Consider the following 15,606-nt stretch of genomic DNA (forward strand, 5'->3'; position numbering starts at 1 on the left):
CCCCCCCCCCCACTCCTCCGCCGCCTCCTCCGCCGCCTCTCCCTTTTCACAAAAAGGCTATTAATAAATTAAAACGCATGGCTAGCTCTTTTTTACAAGCTAGAGGGTAGATAGCCACTGTTTCACACCCACCACACAAGAGAACAAAGCGATCAAAAAAATTAAGCGCATATCCACCACCGCCCTAAAGTTCGTAAAGATGAATACTAAAAAGTTGTGAAAACTATTTTCACATGTTACGATCTGTTCTTGGGCTTTTGGGAACTGTACCTATTGCAAGGGTATAAATATCTTTTTGCATACTTTATTAATGTGTAGTAGAATATTTACAAAGTATCCTAAAATTTGCATGCACGTTGTGCAGTCAAAGGCAAAAAATTGCTCCCGTCCAAAAATTAACAAAACCTACATGTTTTCCACGAAGCGCCAATTGTAATGGTATTTTTAGGCGGTTAACTTGATTGTGAAAATAAACATGCTTAATTCCGCCCGCTATAACCTTGATAGAACCCTCTTTGTCTTTGCTTAGGTAAGAACTTCTCTTTTTAATCTCTATGTTAGCAATTTCTTTTAACTTGAACAACTCCCAACCATTATCAAGATAGATATGTAAATTTTTTATAGCTTGCATGGGAGAATGCAAGACTAGGCCGGCCTTGATAAGGACAATCTTTAAAAGGTCTTAAGTCTCTCTTATTGATCTTGAATAGCCTTTACCTTATAATTTCCCTGTTAAATGCCTTCTTAGAACCTCCTCTTTTTGTGTTTCTAGGCTTGCGATCTCGCTCTCTAGGGTGTTTATCTGGCTTTCTATTGTTTCTACCACTGTTACGATCTGTTTTTGGGCTAAAAGAGGGGGGAGGGGGATTGTAAGATTTCTGATAAAACTTAAGTTAGCCATCACAAAGTCGCCCAATTGTTTAAACTCAGAATCAAGCCCCAATGCTGCAAAGTATAAAAATTTGTCATTAAGAGTATTTTTATTTAAGGGATATAATCCTGCTATATTTTGGTTTGTTGTGCTTTCAAAAGTGAGATAACCAACTTTACCAATCGTTGCTCCGACCAATGCAATTAGCACAGACCCTTTTTTAAATATTTTTGCTGAGGATTTGTTTAGTCCTAATTCTGTGATTCTTTCTTTAATTTGATCTTCATAGATGTAACAATTTTGGCACGCTTCAGACCTGAGCCAATTTACATTTCCATTCCAATACGCCATAATCTTTCTATCTGGAGTACCTCCGCTTTGAATGTCTGCTACCTCCCCCAACTTCTTAAGCTCCCACCCCTCCACTGGTGGCACAGGCAAAGCTTCTAATTGGTTTTGCAATTCTTTTAAGTTAGGTGGCTTACTTGCATTTTTTAAAAGCTGAAGTTGCAGATTTTCTAGGGTTTTTAAAATCTCTAAGAGGGTGTTTTCTAAGCCACTAGAGGCAAAGTTATTCCCCCCCCCCCCCCCCCCCCCCCCCCCCCCCCCAATTAAAATAGCTTGAATCAATTTTTTATACTCTTCTATACTCATGCGTACCGCTTTATAGCGCTCCTCAATGGCGCTACATTCTGCCACGATCTGGTGCTGGATTTCTAAGGGGGGTTTTGGAATACGCATGTCTTGTAAAATACTTAGATTAATATTTTTTTGTGAAGTTGTGATTACTTTATCAAAAAGTTGGAACTTATAGTAGCCAACAGCATACATCAAATACTCACCTATAAAATCTTTGTTCGGGATAATAGCAACTATAGCTTGGTTAGTGGCCATGTCTGCTCCTAAAATCCCTACCCTACCAATGGTTGCATAGATAGATACCACCACAGCGCCTTTCTTGATAATCTTGGCACTAGATGCTTGTAGTCCCGTTTCTGTAATCCTTTCCTTTGTTTCGGTGATGCTTTGGTATTCTATATAATCGCCTATAGTAAGCCACTTGATATTTCCATTCCAATACTGCGGATTTTTTCTTGAAGGTGTGCCTCCCATTAAAAACTCGCCACAAGTGTCTAATCTAACAATAGAGTATAAAGAAATTATTTCTTGGCATGTTTCCTTAGGATTTAAACTAATCACCTTATTAAAGCTAGCTTTACTAAAATCTAGCATTTCTCTAAAACAGGCTTTAAAGAGTGTATAACCACAGGTGTTTTCCTCTAATTTAGCGGTGTCATCTTGTAGTTTAAAGGGCTTATTTTCCATGCAATCTTGCATAAACTGCGCTAGTACAAAGGCTAGCTTAGTTTCATCCTCTGGGTTAGTAGGGTTATACAGAGGCGTATCAATGTTTTTAATAGATTGCATGTTTTTTATCGCCTGTTGATCTTGATCTAACTCCTCTTGATTCTTTTTATCAGAGGGGCTATTATCCTGCTTAATTTTATATTTAATCCCCTCATCGCCCTTACGCGCGCTCCACTCATAACCTAAAAATTGGGTGATCTGCTTTTTATCACTCTGCGGACTTTTTAAGATCAAAACTTCCTCATCTTTAATCAATGCAAAAAAGTACATCTTCTCTAATTCTAGTTTTTTGATCTCCTCTAAAAAAATTTGTGTGTGCCATTTTTGCGCGGCATTTTTATAATCTTGACTTTGCTCAAAGCTTTTAAATCTGCTTTTATACTCTTCACTCTTTTCAAACCATTTTTCATCGTTCTGTGTAAGTTCTTGGCTCTGCTTTTGTTGCTTTCTATAATCCGGTTGCTTTGCAAGAAATGCTAAGTAGCCTGCCTCATACAAAGGAGAATTCCTAAACCACTCTTGCTTATCCTTTTCTGTAGGCTTTCTTTTCTTAAAGACTTTTGGATCTTTGCTTTCAAAATCGCTAAAATACTCTTTAAAGACAGGGGCTTGTTTGAGTGTTTCAGAGAGACAAAGACTAGCAAGAAAGGCGCGGTATTCCTCTGTATTATATTTCATAAAAGCGCAGTACTGCTCTAAAAAATCTCTCTCTTTAAAATCCCCATCTAAAGCCTGTTTAGAGAAATTCTCCTTTTTGAGTTTCTCTACTAAATCAGTCCCGTATTGTGTTACTTTTTGTGCCCATAACATAATGGTCTGCGTGCCTGTACTCCCAAAGGTGCGCGCATTGAGTTCTACAATACATAAAATTTTAAAGTGCTCTAATAAAAACACGCGGGTTTTTTCATAAATCCCGCTCTTTTGTAAAATACTCACCGGTAAAATTAAGGCAAAAATCCCCCCTTCTTTTAAAAAGTAATCAGCGCGCTCTATAAAAAAGCATTCTATGGCGTTATTACTCTCATAACTCTTTTTCTCTATACTTTTAATTAAGCTAAAGGAATTAAGCACGCTTTCCTCAAGGGTGCTTAAAAACCCTTTAACAGAGTATGGCGGGTTACTCAAAAGCAAATCAAAACTACCCTGTTCGTAGCTTTTCTTATATTGAGGCTGGATAGAATCTAGGGCGTCTTGAAAAATAATATGGCTATTGCTCTTAGGGTTATGCAAAATACAGGCTAATTTAGCCACTTTAGAGAGGTCTTTATTCTTTTCAATGCCATAAACCTCTGCGCTAGAGTGATAAGCTCCCATCTCTGTTAAAAAATGCCCCGCTCCACAAGCAAAATCAAGCACTTTAAGATGTGAACTGAGTTTGGGCAAGGAAGCAATCATGAAATTAGTAAGAGGCATGGGAGTGAAAAAGCGCCCTTCTGTTTGGTGTACTGAGCGGTTTAAAAACCCTTCAAAGAGATCGCCTAAAAATTGGTTAGATTCGCTTTTACTCAAGTATAAATCTTGAATGAGTCCAGATACTTGCACTAACACTTGGAAGTTTAAGTAAAACTCCTCAGCGTTTTCTACTTCAATGAAATTAAACTTTTTGATATTGAAGTATTTTTGTTGATCAAAGATGTTATCTAGCTCTTTTTTAAACTTGCCCTCATAGCGCTTAGCTTTTGTAAATAACCTGCTAATTGCGCTTTTTTGCACATTCACTACTTTTTTGTTAAATAACTCTTTAACGCCCATTTCATAGAGATTTAATAGCCGATCACAATAAGCAAAAGGATTATCTGCAATTACACCCTTGTAGGTAAATTGCAAATCCTCTGGGTTTTTGATCTCATCTATTACTTTACATAAAAACAAATCCACTAGAATATAAAAACTATTCTCATAATTGCCAATGGAGTAGTGGCGTAAGATTGTGGCAAATTCGTGGTAAATGCTTGCAATTTGATCTTTAGAAACAACAGATAAATCGCTTATTTTGTATTTTTCCTTGCCAATTTTATAGGCCTCTATATCTGTTTCAAAAAGGCCTTTAGTGGTGGAGGCTGTAGAATAGGTTTCCTTCCACACTTCAAAATAACTTGTAGCATTGGTATTAGCCGGATCATTAAAACCGCGCTTTTTATCCTCCTTTTTAAGTGTAGCGTTGATGCGCTCTAAGTGATCTAAATTATCCTGCATAGAAATTAAGTGCATTTCATACTTGTTTTCATTTTCAAAGGCTAGTAAACACAGATAGGGGGTTTTATTCACCGCATAGTAACTAAAGAGTTGGCCGCCATTTTTAAGCATGTTATTCCACTCCTTACTAAACTCGCTCCCATAGGTTTTATTCTCAATTAAAACTAAGTTTTTAAATTCCTGATCAAGCACTAAAATATCGCCATAAACCTGTTGGTTATGCCCCACTTTAAAGCTAGGTTCTAAGATAATATGCTCTGGCTTATAGCCTTTTTCTAAAAGTTTATCTACAGCCACTAAACACACAAAGTTTTCATTAGATTTAAAATTAGTGGTGGTGTTTCTATGGATAATAAAACCCTTGCTAGGCTTATCCAAACTTGGATATTCCCCCTCTTTGAAGTCTGGATCAAGGGGTGTATATGTGATGCTTTTCTTTGTAAAATCCGCCTCAATCCTAGCCCCCACTTCATAGGATTTTGTAAGCACACTATCCCCTTTAAACCCTAAAGCTAGAAGTACCTCTTTTAAATTTTCTGTAGTAATCATCAATTAGCCTTACTCACCTTTTGCTAGTTTGCCTTTGTTAGTTTTTCTAATCCATGCAAGTACTCTATTGTGTTCTCTTTTTTAGGGCTAGAACTGGCTTTAAAGCGGTTATACACTTGGCTTTTAAGGCTGTAGTTACCATGTTTACTAAAGAGAGTTTTAATTTCCTCTAAATTTAATAACCCCTCATTGTTATAACTTAAAAAGATAAAGCGTGCGTTGGTGTGTTCAATCACATATTCTAAGGCCTTGTATGCGGCGTGTTTGTTGCACCACGCAGATTTTTGATAAACCCTAAGACCGGTTTTACCTTGCGGGATAAAATCATCATAAATAGCAATGCTGTTTAGCACATGGTAATTAGCCCCATATTCGCGTTGGTTATAGGGGGGGTCTAAATATAAAACATCGGTTTTAATTTGTCTAATAAGCTTACTAGCATCAGTTTGGTAGGCATAGTGAGAATTTGTGCTTAATTCTAAAGCAGCCGGGTATAAAAACAAATCTTGTTGTGCACTTTTTTTAAGGTGTTTTAAAAAGGCGCCATAAATAGAGGCCGTGTTAGCCACTTTATCCGCACATTCTAAAAGCGAGGTGAGTAAAAAGTAAAATTCGGCTTGGGTGATGGCTTGTTTTTCTTGCCAGTGCGCAATCTGGGTACGCATGCTATCAATTTTCATGGCATTTAGATCGCTAAAATACTGCCGCTTCTCACCGCCCCCTAAAGCGTAGTGTTTATAAATTTTACCCTTGATAGGCCGGAGATGATTAAGGGTATTGATAAGTTTGATAGCCCGCTTTAAGGGTTGTGTGTTTTCAATATAATGCTTGGCTAGTACAAAGCTATAAAATTCTTGATCATTACTCAGTACTTGTTTTACATGGTTTTTAAATAGCCTCCCTACTGCTGCTGTTCCGGAAAAAAGGTCGGTAAAAACGCAGTCTGCAAGGTAAACCCCATGGGATTTTAAAGTATCCTGAATACTACTCAATAAAAAACTAGATAGCCTGCGTTTAGAGCCAATGTAATTCACTACATGCCTTAATTGGATTAAGATTTAAGGGTGCGTTGGCCATTTTGATTATGCGTATAACCTAAATGATCAAAATATTCTAAATAGGCGATGCAGTATTTGCGTGAGAGAGATAGATTCTCTTTAAGTAAATGGATATTTAAACTCCTATGCGTGTTTAATAAATCTCTCATTAAACACACCATCTCCTCTAAAGCTTCTTTTTGCACAAACACATTATGGCATAACCGTATCACCTTGCGTTGTTGGCATAGAGTTTTTAAAGCTAGATCCCCAACTCTTCGATCCACATCTAAGAAATCGTAGAGATTATAGGGAGCTTGGGGGCTAAATTTAGCCTGCGCAATGAGTTGATAAAGCTTATCTTGGAGTTTATCTTGTAATTTTTCTAAAATCAGACCCTTTAAAAACCACAGCCCTTTTTTTTCTTGTAATTGCCCTCTTTGTTCTAAAACTTTAAACGCTAGAGTGGCCAAATAAGGGCTAATGTAGTTGTGTTTAGAATTGAGGCTCTTAGCGCTTAAAAGCGCTTGGGGGTTGTTTTTATAAATGTTTAAAAGAGTGTGGATTACATTTTTAAGAGTGCTAGGGGCATAGAGTACACATTCTTGTGAATCTACTAAAATATCCGGAAGTGTACTAGCTATTTCTAAGGCTTTATGCGTTGTACAACCAAAGCGTTGCATAGAGGAGAGTAACCCAAAGCCTTTTTTATGGGCTTTAGTTAAAATATTAAAACTTTGGGCTAAATCTTTACAAGATAGCGCTTTAAGTAAAGCTAATTTGATAGGTTTTTTGAGTAAATCAGTAATGGGGTTAAGTACTAAGGCTGCTCCCCAAACACGCTGGTTAATGCTAATCATGATTAAATCTAAATAACATGCAAAGATTTTTTGGCTACAGATTAAGGTAGCATAAGGGTATTGTAAAATCAATACCCTAGCTTGTAGTTTGAGTGTCCCAATTTGTAGGGTGATGTGTTGGTTATGCTTGAGTGCGGGGTTATTGTAGGTGCGCAATTCTACATCAATGCTATCAAATCCACGCAAATAACCCTTAAGGGTTAAAAGCATGCCTTCTTGTAATTCTGTGGCCTTTACATTTTGTAAATGCAATGCCACCCGTTCATGGATGTGAGCTTGTTTAACTTCCTCTCCATGTTGGTGCAAGGTTTTAACGCTGACTTCTTTAGATAAAGGCGCGATCGTGATTTTATCCCCTTGTTTAATACAGCCTCCAAGCACCGTGCCGCTTACAGCCACCCCTCGCCCCTGCACCATAAAAACACGATCAATATAAAGCCTAAAAAGATGGTTTAAATCTTGGTTATTCTGGCGTTTGCTAAAGGGATATTGGAGTAAAAAGTCTTTAAGCGTTTGGATACTCTCAGGGTTATAAACACTACAGGCTAACACATCTAAAATACAAAGAGAATAAGGTTTAAGCGCTTCTATTATGGCTTGTTCTTGAGCCTTAATATCCGGGCATTTATCGGCTTTGCTTAAAATAATCAGACAGGGGATTTGTAATAATGCAAGCACTAAAGCATGTTCAAAACTTTGTTCTTTTAACCCCTCAAAGGCATCTATGACAAGCAAGGTTGCATCTAATCCAAAACTCCCCCCAATCATCGTAGAGACTAAATTTTTATGTCCGGGTACATCAATAAAACCTAAAGTTCGTTTAGAGGTTTTTAAACTTGTAAAACTTAAATCAATGGTGATGCCGCGCATGCGTTCATGTACACTAGTGTCTCCATCAAAGCCTGTTAATGCTTTAATCAAAGCGCTTTTGCCATGATCAACATGCCCACAAGTGCCTAGTAGAAAATATTGCATCAGCGCTTGAGAGGTTCTAGCCAAACTTTAATCCCTCCCTTTAAAACAAGAGGGTTATTCACATCACTGACCCGCACGAAGCGTACCTTATCTGTAATATCTAGGCTAATTTTTTCTGTAGGGGTATCTGTGGCTGTGTAGTTTAGCATGTGCAACATGGCGTCAAAAAAACTAACTTGGGGTTGCCACTCCTTATCATTAGCCGCTATAATTAATTTACCACTATCAGTCATGTCCAGCCAATACACCCCGCTAATTTCTTTTAACTCTATTCCATCATTAACCGGGATAATGGGGGTGGCATGGGCTAATTTTGGGGTATTAACTTGGAAGGTATAATTCCAGTCTTTAAGGCTATTGCGCTTTAAATCTAGGAGTGTAAAGCCTTGTTTGGCAAAGAGTTTAGCAAGAAGGGTAGGATCAAGGGCATATTCTGTAGTGAGGGCAAAGGTGGCGCTACTATCATCTTGATTATGCGTAACCTCTAAAATGGGGAAATAAGCATATCCCATAGAGGAAAGTACGCTTCGAATCGTTTTAAGTAAAAGAAGTGGGGGGGTTTTTGCCTCAAAACGCACGCGTAAAGAGCCGGGTTTTTTAAACTTAAGGGGTAATAGGCCATTTTCTTTAAGAGCATTGATCACTTTTTGAATCTGTAAAGTCCCTTGTTCATAAAAGGCCTCTTTATGGCTAAAGACTCGCTGGATAAAATTTTTATTGGTTTGATAAAAGGTGTGATCCATGAGACTTTTAATTTTGGTATCTAGGGCATCAGCGCTTAAGGAGAAATAAAACGCGATGATGAGTAAAACCAACCTCACCGGCTACGCTCTTGGTAGTGGGCTAGGCTAAGGCGTCGTAACCCTCCTTTTGGGGTATAAAGAAAACGCAAGGGACGCTCGCGACTAAAGTCTAAGAGTTTGCCATTAGCTTTAATGGATAAATTCCCATGCCCAAAGGCTAAGAGCCACTTATGCCCCTGTGTGTTTAAGCTAAAAGGTTCTTTAAGGATTGTTTGCTTTCTATCCCTAGTGTGTAAATCAATGCTTTCCATCCACACATCTTCTTTAGGGGTGATCTCAATAGTGGGGTATTTTTCTGCCTCTTCTGTGGGGGGTTGCTCCTCTTTAGAAGGGGGCGATGGTGGCGTAGCTACACTTTTTAAATCAGAGTGGGAAGGCTTTGAATCTAAAGATTCTTGAGCGGTTTTTAGCTGTGCTTGGTTTTGCTCTGAGGTTTTGGTTTGCGTGCTTTGTTCTTGTGGAGTGGGGGAGGATTGCGTACTAGGAGAGGTTTGAGGCTGAGGGGGAGGGGGGGAATCTAGGGTTTTTGTTGGGGGGATATTTTCTGCGCTCTCTTGGATAGTATGGGTGTTATAGTGCAAATACAAACCAAGAGCCAGAGCTAGCACGATGATAGGGGCGATAAAAACCCATTTAGAGGTTTTTTGTTCATAGGAGATTTTAGGGGGGGGTAAATCCCCCACGCGCTTGGCGTCTAAAAAAGGCAGGGGTTTTTCTTGCTCCTGCTTGGACTCTTTTGGCACTTTTTGCTCTTGTGGCGCTGGAGCGGGATTTACTTCTTTAGGGCTTTCTTTAGGGCCGGCAAAAGAATTTTTTTTATCGTACTCCACCAACCACTGGCTTAGATCAATCCGGTACTCTTTTTCTAAAATCTGTAAAAACCCTACAGCATGCACTCTTTGCAAAGAATTAAAATCTTTTTCTAAAATTGCCTTGATTCGTGGGTTAGCAATCTTAGTGGTTTGTACAATCTGAGCAATCCCTTTTTCTTTTAACATGGCTAGCGCCTGATCTAGCGCTTCTATTTTTTCTTGTTCATTCATCCTCTTACCCTATCCATTAAAATTGCCCCCGCTACACTCACATTTAAAGAATCCATTTTACCCTGCATTTTGATATGTAAAAGCTGATCCATTTTATTTAAAATCCTAGAATGTAAACCCATTCCCTCACTGCCTAAAAATAAAGCTAATGGGTGTGTAAACACTACATTTTTCACATCTTGCCCCCTAATATGCGCTCCATAGCAAAATACCCCCACCTCTTTGAGTTCACAAATAACATCTAAAATATTTTGGCACACACAAAAGGGTACATCATACAACGCCCCCAAACTAGAGCGCACTAACCCCTCATAGGGCATGTGCAAATCTAAAATCACCCCCTCAAAACCCAAAGCAACTACACTTCTAAATAAAGCCCCCACATTGCCCACATCGCTTAACCCGCAAAGCACTAAAATTTTATCAAGGGTTTTAATATCTCTTAAGGTGCTTTTTTGTGGAGGCAAAACTTCTGCTAAAAAACCTTGATGATTAGCCCCTTTAGCCATTGCTTGGGCTTTTTTAAAGTCCAGATTAATAATTTGGCTTTGATACTTCCCTTTATGTGCTCTAAATAAGCTAAAGGTTTTTTTATCCACCTCTTTAGCCAGATATAATACAGAAACCCTATCTGGATAATGCGTGAGCATGTGCAACACGACTTGTTTACCAAAGACAATCATGGGTTTTTATAAGCGCGCGTATACAATTCTTTAGGGCTTATCTGTGCTAATTTAGCCAATAATTTAACCTTAATCTTAGGGGGTAAATCCATGCGCTCAATTTCTATAGCCGATAAACTAGGTTCTTGATTAGTTTGGCTTTCTACCACCAATACCCATTCTCCTTGCAAAGCCTTAGCACTCGCACCTCTAAGTTTGTCATAGACAACAGAGATCTCTCCTTTATAGTATTGTTGGTGTAATTTAGTCATTTCTTTAATGACAAATACTTTCGCATCTGAGAAAATCTCTTTGAGATCGGCTAGCATGTCTAACAGACGCTTAGGGCTTTCATAAAAAACTAAAAGGGGAGCAACACCGCGTAATTTAGTAAGTACAGCGCGCCGATTCAAACTCTTAGGGGGCAAAAAGCCTACAAAATAAAAAGAAGGGGATTGAAAACCACTGGCGCTATAAGCATTAATACACGCGCTTGCCCCGGGTAAAACATCATAGGCAATCCCATGTTCTTGGGCAAATGCCACTAATTTAGCCCCCGGATCGCTCACACAAGGACACCCCGCATCGCTAGCAAATACCACATGTTGGCTAGTGAAAAAAGAGGGCTCTACTTGGTTTAAAAACGCCTCTTGGTTATGAGAATGAAAGGGTAAAAAGCGTTGAGGTTGCGTACTTTTTAACGGGGCTGCCCAATCTTGTTGTTTGAGTAAAAACACTAGCCGTTTAGTGATACGCACATCTTCACACAAACAAACATCACAATTAGCCAAAGCCTCTAGCGCGCGCATAGTCATATCTTTAAGGTTGCCAATAGGAGTGGGTAGCAAAGTGAGCAAAATTATTGCATTTTGTATTTTTGTCTGAATTTTTCCACGCGTCCGGTGGTATCGGCAATTTTATCGCTACCTGTGTAAAAAGGGTGGCAAAAGCTAGAAATATCAATCCTTAATTCGCTTTTAGTGCTCAGTACTTCAATTTCTTTGCCACTAGTTACACAAGTAACCTTACATGGAATGTATGCAGGATGGATGCCTTTTTTCATGAAAATTCTCCTAAAAAATTTTTAAGATTATATCTAATCTTTGCTTAGTTGTGAGGCTAAAAAATTGATTAATCGCCACACTATAGCTAGGACTAACAGCTTTCTTTTTAGAGTATAGCCCTCACTTTGGCGGTGATAGTACAAAACCTTTAGTGAGTGTTTCAATTTATTTAGCCTTGCGGGTTTATAGCTAGGGGTAATTTTCACTTTTTAGGTATGCTACTTTGTTGGAGTGTTTGTAATAAATGCGCCACCCCACCCTTAGAACTCATTTTTTTAGCTAAATCTTTCACTTGATCAAAACGCTTTAAAATGCGGTTAATCTCAGCTACTTCTAATCCGCAACCTAAGGCGATGCGTTTTTTACGGCTTCCATTTAAAATACTTGGATCGTTTCTTTCCTTAGGAGTCATAGAAGAAACCATCGCTTTGATTTTCTTAATTTCTACTGAGTTTTCTAAATCCGTTCCCTTAAGCGCACTAGCCACATTATTTAGCCCGGGGATCATGGAAATTAAAGAACTCAGAGAACCTAATTTTTTAATCTTTTCAATTTGTTCTAAAAAATCATTAAAGTTAAATTGCCCTTTTTTGAGTTTTTTAGACAGCGTTTTAGCATCTTTGCTATCAATCACACTCGCCGTTTTTTCAGCTAAACTTGCAATATCCCCCGCTCCCATTAAACGATTAGCGATGCGATCTGGCATGAATATATCTAAATCCGGGATCTTCTCCCCATGCCCGATAAAGCGCAAGGGGATTTGTAACTGGTGGGCAATGCCTAGCGCAACGCCGCCCTTGCTATCGCTATCAAACTTACTTAAAACCACCCCACTTAAACCTATTTCTGTGTGGAAAGTTGCAGCTGAGCGCACCCCATCTTGCCCACTGAGCGCATCGGCTACATAAAAGGTTTCTGAAGGTTGGATTAAAGTTTTTAAAGCCTTAAGTTCTTGCATTAAAGCTTGATCAATGGCCAAACGCCCCGCACTATCTACAATCACCACATCAAATTGGCCTTCTTTAGCACGCTCTAGCGCTCCCTTAGCAATTTCTAAAATTGAGCCTTCTTGGTAAAAAACCTCTACTCCAATTTGTGTACCTAAAACCTGCAATTGTTCCACAGCAGCCAAGCGTTCTAAATCACAAGCCACTAATAAAACCTTTTTGTGGCGGGTTTTAAGATAGTGTGCTAGCTTAGCACAAGTTGTAGTCTTTCCTCCTCCTTGTAGCCCACACATCAAAACAATAGTCGGGGGAGTGGGAGCATAAACAAATCCGCTAGAACAACCCGGTACACTTAAAATTTCTAATAAACTCTCTTGCAAGGCATCAAAAAATTGTTGCTTGCCAATGCCCTTAGCTTTAGTTTTAGCCTCAATATTTTTAACCAGTTCTTTAACCACTTTATGGTGGACATCATTGCGCAAAAGGGCTTTTTTTAGCTCCTCTAAAGCTTTTTCTAGAGCTTTTGTATCGTCTTGGAAACGGATTTTAGCGAGGGCATTTTTGAAAGATTGGGTTAGCGTATCAAACATTTAATTATCCTTGTAATATTTTAAGTTCTTTTTCAATTTGGGTTTGTCTCTCTTGGATTTCTTGCAGGCGTGTTTGTAGTGTCTCTAAGAGAGCTTTGGGGGCTTTAGCTAAAAAATTAGGGTTATCTAAATTAAGCTTGCTTTTTTCTTTGTGCAGTTTTTCTAATTGGTTTTGCAAACGCGCAATGAGTGCACTCAGATCAACCCCCTCTAAACTCACATGTACACGCCCTAATTCGCCTGTATCACTCAAGCTCTTAACAGGTTTACTATCCACTAACTCTAAATGTGAGACTTTACTAAGTTTGCTAATAAAGTGTAAATCCTCTGTTTGTAAACCCACTTTACTTTCTAGATACACCTTTTGAATTGGGGCATTTAAAAGAATTTTTAGCCGCCTAATGGCTGTAATAGCCTCTTTAATCGCATCAAAACGCATTTCTAGTGTGTGATCTAAATCCCCTCCTTTAGGATAGTGGCTTATCATAATGGAGGGGTCTTTTTCTAAAGAAGTTGCGCTTAAATGGTGGTAGAGATATTCGCTAATAAAGGGCATGAAAGGGTGGAGTAGCAATAAAGCTTCTTTAAACACAGAAATGAGCTCGCTAAAAACTTGGGGGGCTTCTTGGGTGTTTTTGCTAGCCTTAGAAAATTCTACCACCCAATCGCAAAATTCCCCCCAGAAAAAACGATATAGAATCGTAGCCGCATCATTAAAACGATACAGTTCAAGCGCAAGGCGCACTTCTTTAGTGGTGGCATTTAAGCGCGATTTGGCATACCGCCCTAGTGTGCTATGACACTCTATTAAATCTGTTTGCAAATTCCCCCCCGCCTCTATCAAACTTTTAGATAAAAATAAACTTGCGTGGTAGAGTTTATGGGTGAAGTGGCGCGCTTGGGTGATCACTTCTTTATTTAGGCGCAAATCTCGCCCCTGCACACAAAGCATAGCCAAAGCAAAGCGTAAACTATCACTCCCCTCTGTATTAATGATCTCTAAAGGATCAATAACATTACCCTTAGATTTGCTCATTTTCTCGCCCTTTTCATCGCGCACGAGGGCGTGTAAGTAGATATGCTTAAAGGGCAACTCGCCCAAGAAACTTTCCCCAGCTAAAAGCATGCGCGCTACCCAGAAAAATAAAATATCAAAACCGGTGATTAAAACGCTATTGGGGTAAAAATCTTTTAAATCATGCAGATCAAATAAAACCCCCTCTAAACCTAGATTTTCTTGAGCCCAGCCTAAAGTGCTAAAGGGCCAAAGCCCTGAGCTAAACCAAGTATCTAGCACATCAGGGTCTTGTTCTAAATGGGTATTAGCACATTTAGGGCAAGTTTTAGGCGTATCTAAACTGACAAATTGGTGGTGGTTAGCACAGGTAAAAATAGGAATACGATGCCCCCACCAGAGTTGGCGGCTAATGCACCAATCGCGTAGTTGCTCCATCCACGCGTTGTAATTATTGCGCCAATGGGAGGGAAAGAAGTGCGCTAAGCCTTGCTTGATTTTTCTAATAGAATCTTGTGCCACCTCTTTTTTAACAAACCACTGCTTAGAAATATAAGGCTCAATAGAATTATTACAGCGATAACACTTGCCCACTTGGTGGGTGTGATCTTCAATTTTTTCTACAAAGCCCCCTTTTTGCAAGGCTTGCACAATTAAATCTCTAGCCTCTAGGCGATCGTGATTAGTAAATGTACCTGCATGGCTATTTAAAATACCTTTTTCATCAAAGATCACTAAAGGGTCTAGCTGGTGGCGCTTGCCCACCTCATAATCGTTAAAATCATGCGCGGGCGTTACTTTAACACAGCCACTCCCAAAACTAGGATCTACATAAGAATCAGCAATAATAGGGATAACCCGCCCATTTAAAGGCAAAATAGCCTTTTGACCGATGAGGTGTTTATAGCGTGTATCTTCGGGGTGTACCATCAGCGCTACATCGCCAAATAAGGTTTCAGGGCGCGTAGTGGCTACTATGACTAATCCGCCTTGCTCTAAAAAGTAGCGTAAATGATAAAGCTTACCCTGTTCTTCTGTATATTCCACCTCAATATCTGCTAAAGCCCCGTCTTTACAACACCAGTTGACCATGTAAGTCCCTTGCACAATCAGACCCTGATCAAACCATGTTTCAAACGCTTGTTTAACCGCCCTTTCTAACCCTATATCCATCGTAAAGCGCAACCGACTCCAAGCACAAGAAATACCTAGTTGTTGCATTTGCTCTACAATCTGCCCTCCGCAAGCCTCTTTCCATTCTAAAACCTTTTGGATAAAAGCCTCACGGCCAATATCCTCTTTTTTAATCCCCTGTTCTAATAGTTGCTTTTCTACGATATTTTGCGTGGCAATGCCGGCATGATCTAAACCGGGTTGGTAGAGTACGCGATAACCGTCCATGCGTTTAAAGCGCGCTAAAATATCTTGCAAACTAAAAGTGAGGGCATGCCCCATATGCAAGCGACCGGTGATATTAGGCGGGGGCATCATGAGGGCAAAGGGGGGTTTATTTGTATCTTTATCTACTTCAAAATAGCCTCTGTCTTGGCAAATGCTGTAATAATGCTTTTCTAAGGCTAGATCAAAGGGAGGCAAATCCATAAAAATCCTTAGAATTTTTATTTT

The 15,606-nt window shown here is 39.2% G+C and carries 11 protein-coding genes; all 11 read right to left on the reverse strand.

Annotated elements, in window-relative coordinates; genetic code table 11:
* Positions 1–364: 364 nt before the first annotated feature.
* The 11 genes from G6Q06_RS06205 to G6Q06_RS06255 all read right to left on the reverse strand — a co-directional run bounded on the left by G6Q06_RS06205 (position 365) and on the right by G6Q06_RS06255 (position 15,582).
* The gene (locus G6Q06_RS06205) at positions 365–631 is read right to left on the reverse strand and encodes a restriction endonuclease subunit S (RefSeq protein ID WP_163533254.1); all 267 of its coding nucleotides are present in this window, start codon (positions 629–631) and stop codon (positions 365–367) included.
* Between the two features lie 87 nt (positions 632–718).
* On the reverse strand, positions 719–4,984 hold the full coding sequence (locus tag G6Q06_RS06210) for a restriction endonuclease subunit S (protein WP_163566050.1): 4,266 nt from the start codon (positions 4,982–4,984) through the stop codon (positions 719–721).
* Between the two features lie 23 nt (positions 4,985–5,007).
* On the reverse strand, positions 5,008–6,018 hold the full coding sequence (locus G6Q06_RS06215) for a DNA adenine methylase (RefSeq protein WP_163533251.1): 1,011 nt from the start codon (positions 6,016–6,018) through the stop codon (positions 5,008–5,010).
* Positions 6,019–6,035: 17 nt separating this feature from the next.
* Positions 6,036–7,880 carry a selenocysteine-specific translation elongation factor gene (selB, locus tag G6Q06_RS06220; RefSeq protein ID WP_240329296.1) on the reverse strand — a complete coding sequence of 615 codons (1,845 nt, stop codon included), beginning with the start codon at positions 7,878–7,880 and terminating at the stop codon, positions 6,036–6,038.
* Positions 7,856–8,677: a hypothetical protein gene (locus tag G6Q06_RS06225; RefSeq protein ID WP_240329297.1), complete on the reverse strand. Its 822-nt coding sequence runs from the start codon at positions 8,675–8,677 to the stop codon at positions 7,856–7,858. The genes selB and G6Q06_RS06225 overlap by 25 nt, the downstream gene beginning before the upstream one ends.
* On the reverse strand, positions 8,674–9,702 hold the full coding sequence (locus G6Q06_RS06230; protein WP_163566051.1) for a hypothetical protein: 1,029 nt from the start codon (positions 9,700–9,702) through the stop codon (positions 8,674–8,676). Before G6Q06_RS06230 ends, G6Q06_RS06225 begins: the two co-directional genes overlap by 4 nt.
* Positions 9,699–10,385, reverse strand: coding sequence for a 23S rRNA (guanosine(2251)-2'-O)-methyltransferase RlmB (gene rlmB / locus G6Q06_RS06235; protein WP_163534774.1), 687 nt, complete (start codon positions 10,383–10,385; stop codon positions 9,699–9,701). The genes G6Q06_RS06230 and rlmB overlap by 4 nt, the downstream gene beginning before the upstream one ends.
* Entirely contained in the window at positions 10,382–11,221 is an 840-nt protein-coding gene (gene rsmI, locus G6Q06_RS06240) for a 16S rRNA (cytidine(1402)-2'-O)-methyltransferase (RefSeq protein WP_163566052.1), read from the reverse strand. The genes rlmB and rsmI overlap by 4 nt, the downstream gene beginning before the upstream one ends.
* 2 nt (positions 11,222–11,223) lie before the next feature.
* Positions 11,224–11,427 (reverse strand): 50S ribosomal protein L31, encoded by a 204-nt coding sequence (gene rpmE, locus G6Q06_RS06245; RefSeq protein WP_163533247.1) that lies wholly within the window; start codon positions 11,425–11,427, stop codon positions 11,224–11,226.
* 203 nt (positions 11,428–11,630) lie between these two features.
* The gene (ffh, locus tag G6Q06_RS06250; protein WP_163566053.1) at positions 11,631–12,965 is read right to left on the reverse strand and encodes a signal recognition particle protein; all 1,335 of its coding nucleotides are present in this window, start codon (positions 12,963–12,965) and stop codon (positions 11,631–11,633) included.
* A gap of 4 nt (positions 12,966–12,969) precedes the next feature.
* Complete coding sequence (locus G6Q06_RS06255; protein ID WP_163566054.1) at positions 12,970–15,582, reverse strand: valine--tRNA ligase; 2,613 nt, start codon at positions 15,580–15,582, stop codon at positions 12,970–12,972.
* Positions 15,583–15,606: the final 24 nt, after the last annotated feature.

Origin of the sequence: Helicobacter suis (assembly GCF_902196135.1) — a bacterium.
Taxonomy (GTDB): domain Bacteria; phylum Campylobacterota; class Campylobacteria; order Campylobacterales; family Helicobacteraceae; genus Helicobacter; species Helicobacter suis_A.

Coding starts and splice junctions, on each gene's coding strand:
- G6Q06_RS06205 (WP_163533254.1), bottom strand. CDS start 631: ATGCAAGCTATAAAAAATTTACATATCTATCTTGATAATGGTTGGGAG.
- ffh (WP_163566053.1), bottom strand. CDS start 12,965: ATGTTTGATACGCTAACCCAATCTTTCAAAAATGCCCTCGCTAAAATC.
- G6Q06_RS06210 (WP_163566050.1), bottom strand. CDS start 4,984: ATGATTACTACAGAAAATTTAAAAGAGGTACTTCTAGCTTTAGGGTTT.
- G6Q06_RS06230 (WP_163566051.1), bottom strand. CDS start 9,702: ATGAATGAACAAGAAAAAATAGAAGCGCTAGATCAGGCGCTAGCCATG.
- rlmB (WP_163534774.1), bottom strand. CDS start 10,385: ATGATTGTCTTTGGTAAACAAGTCGTGTTGCACATGCTCACGCATTAT.
- G6Q06_RS06255 (WP_163566054.1), bottom strand. CDS start 15,582: ATGGATTTGCCTCCCTTTGATCTAGCCTTAGAAAAGCATTATTACAGC.
- rpmE (WP_163533247.1), bottom strand. CDS start 11,427: ATGAAAAAAGGCATCCATCCTGCATACATTCCATGTAAGGTTACTTGT.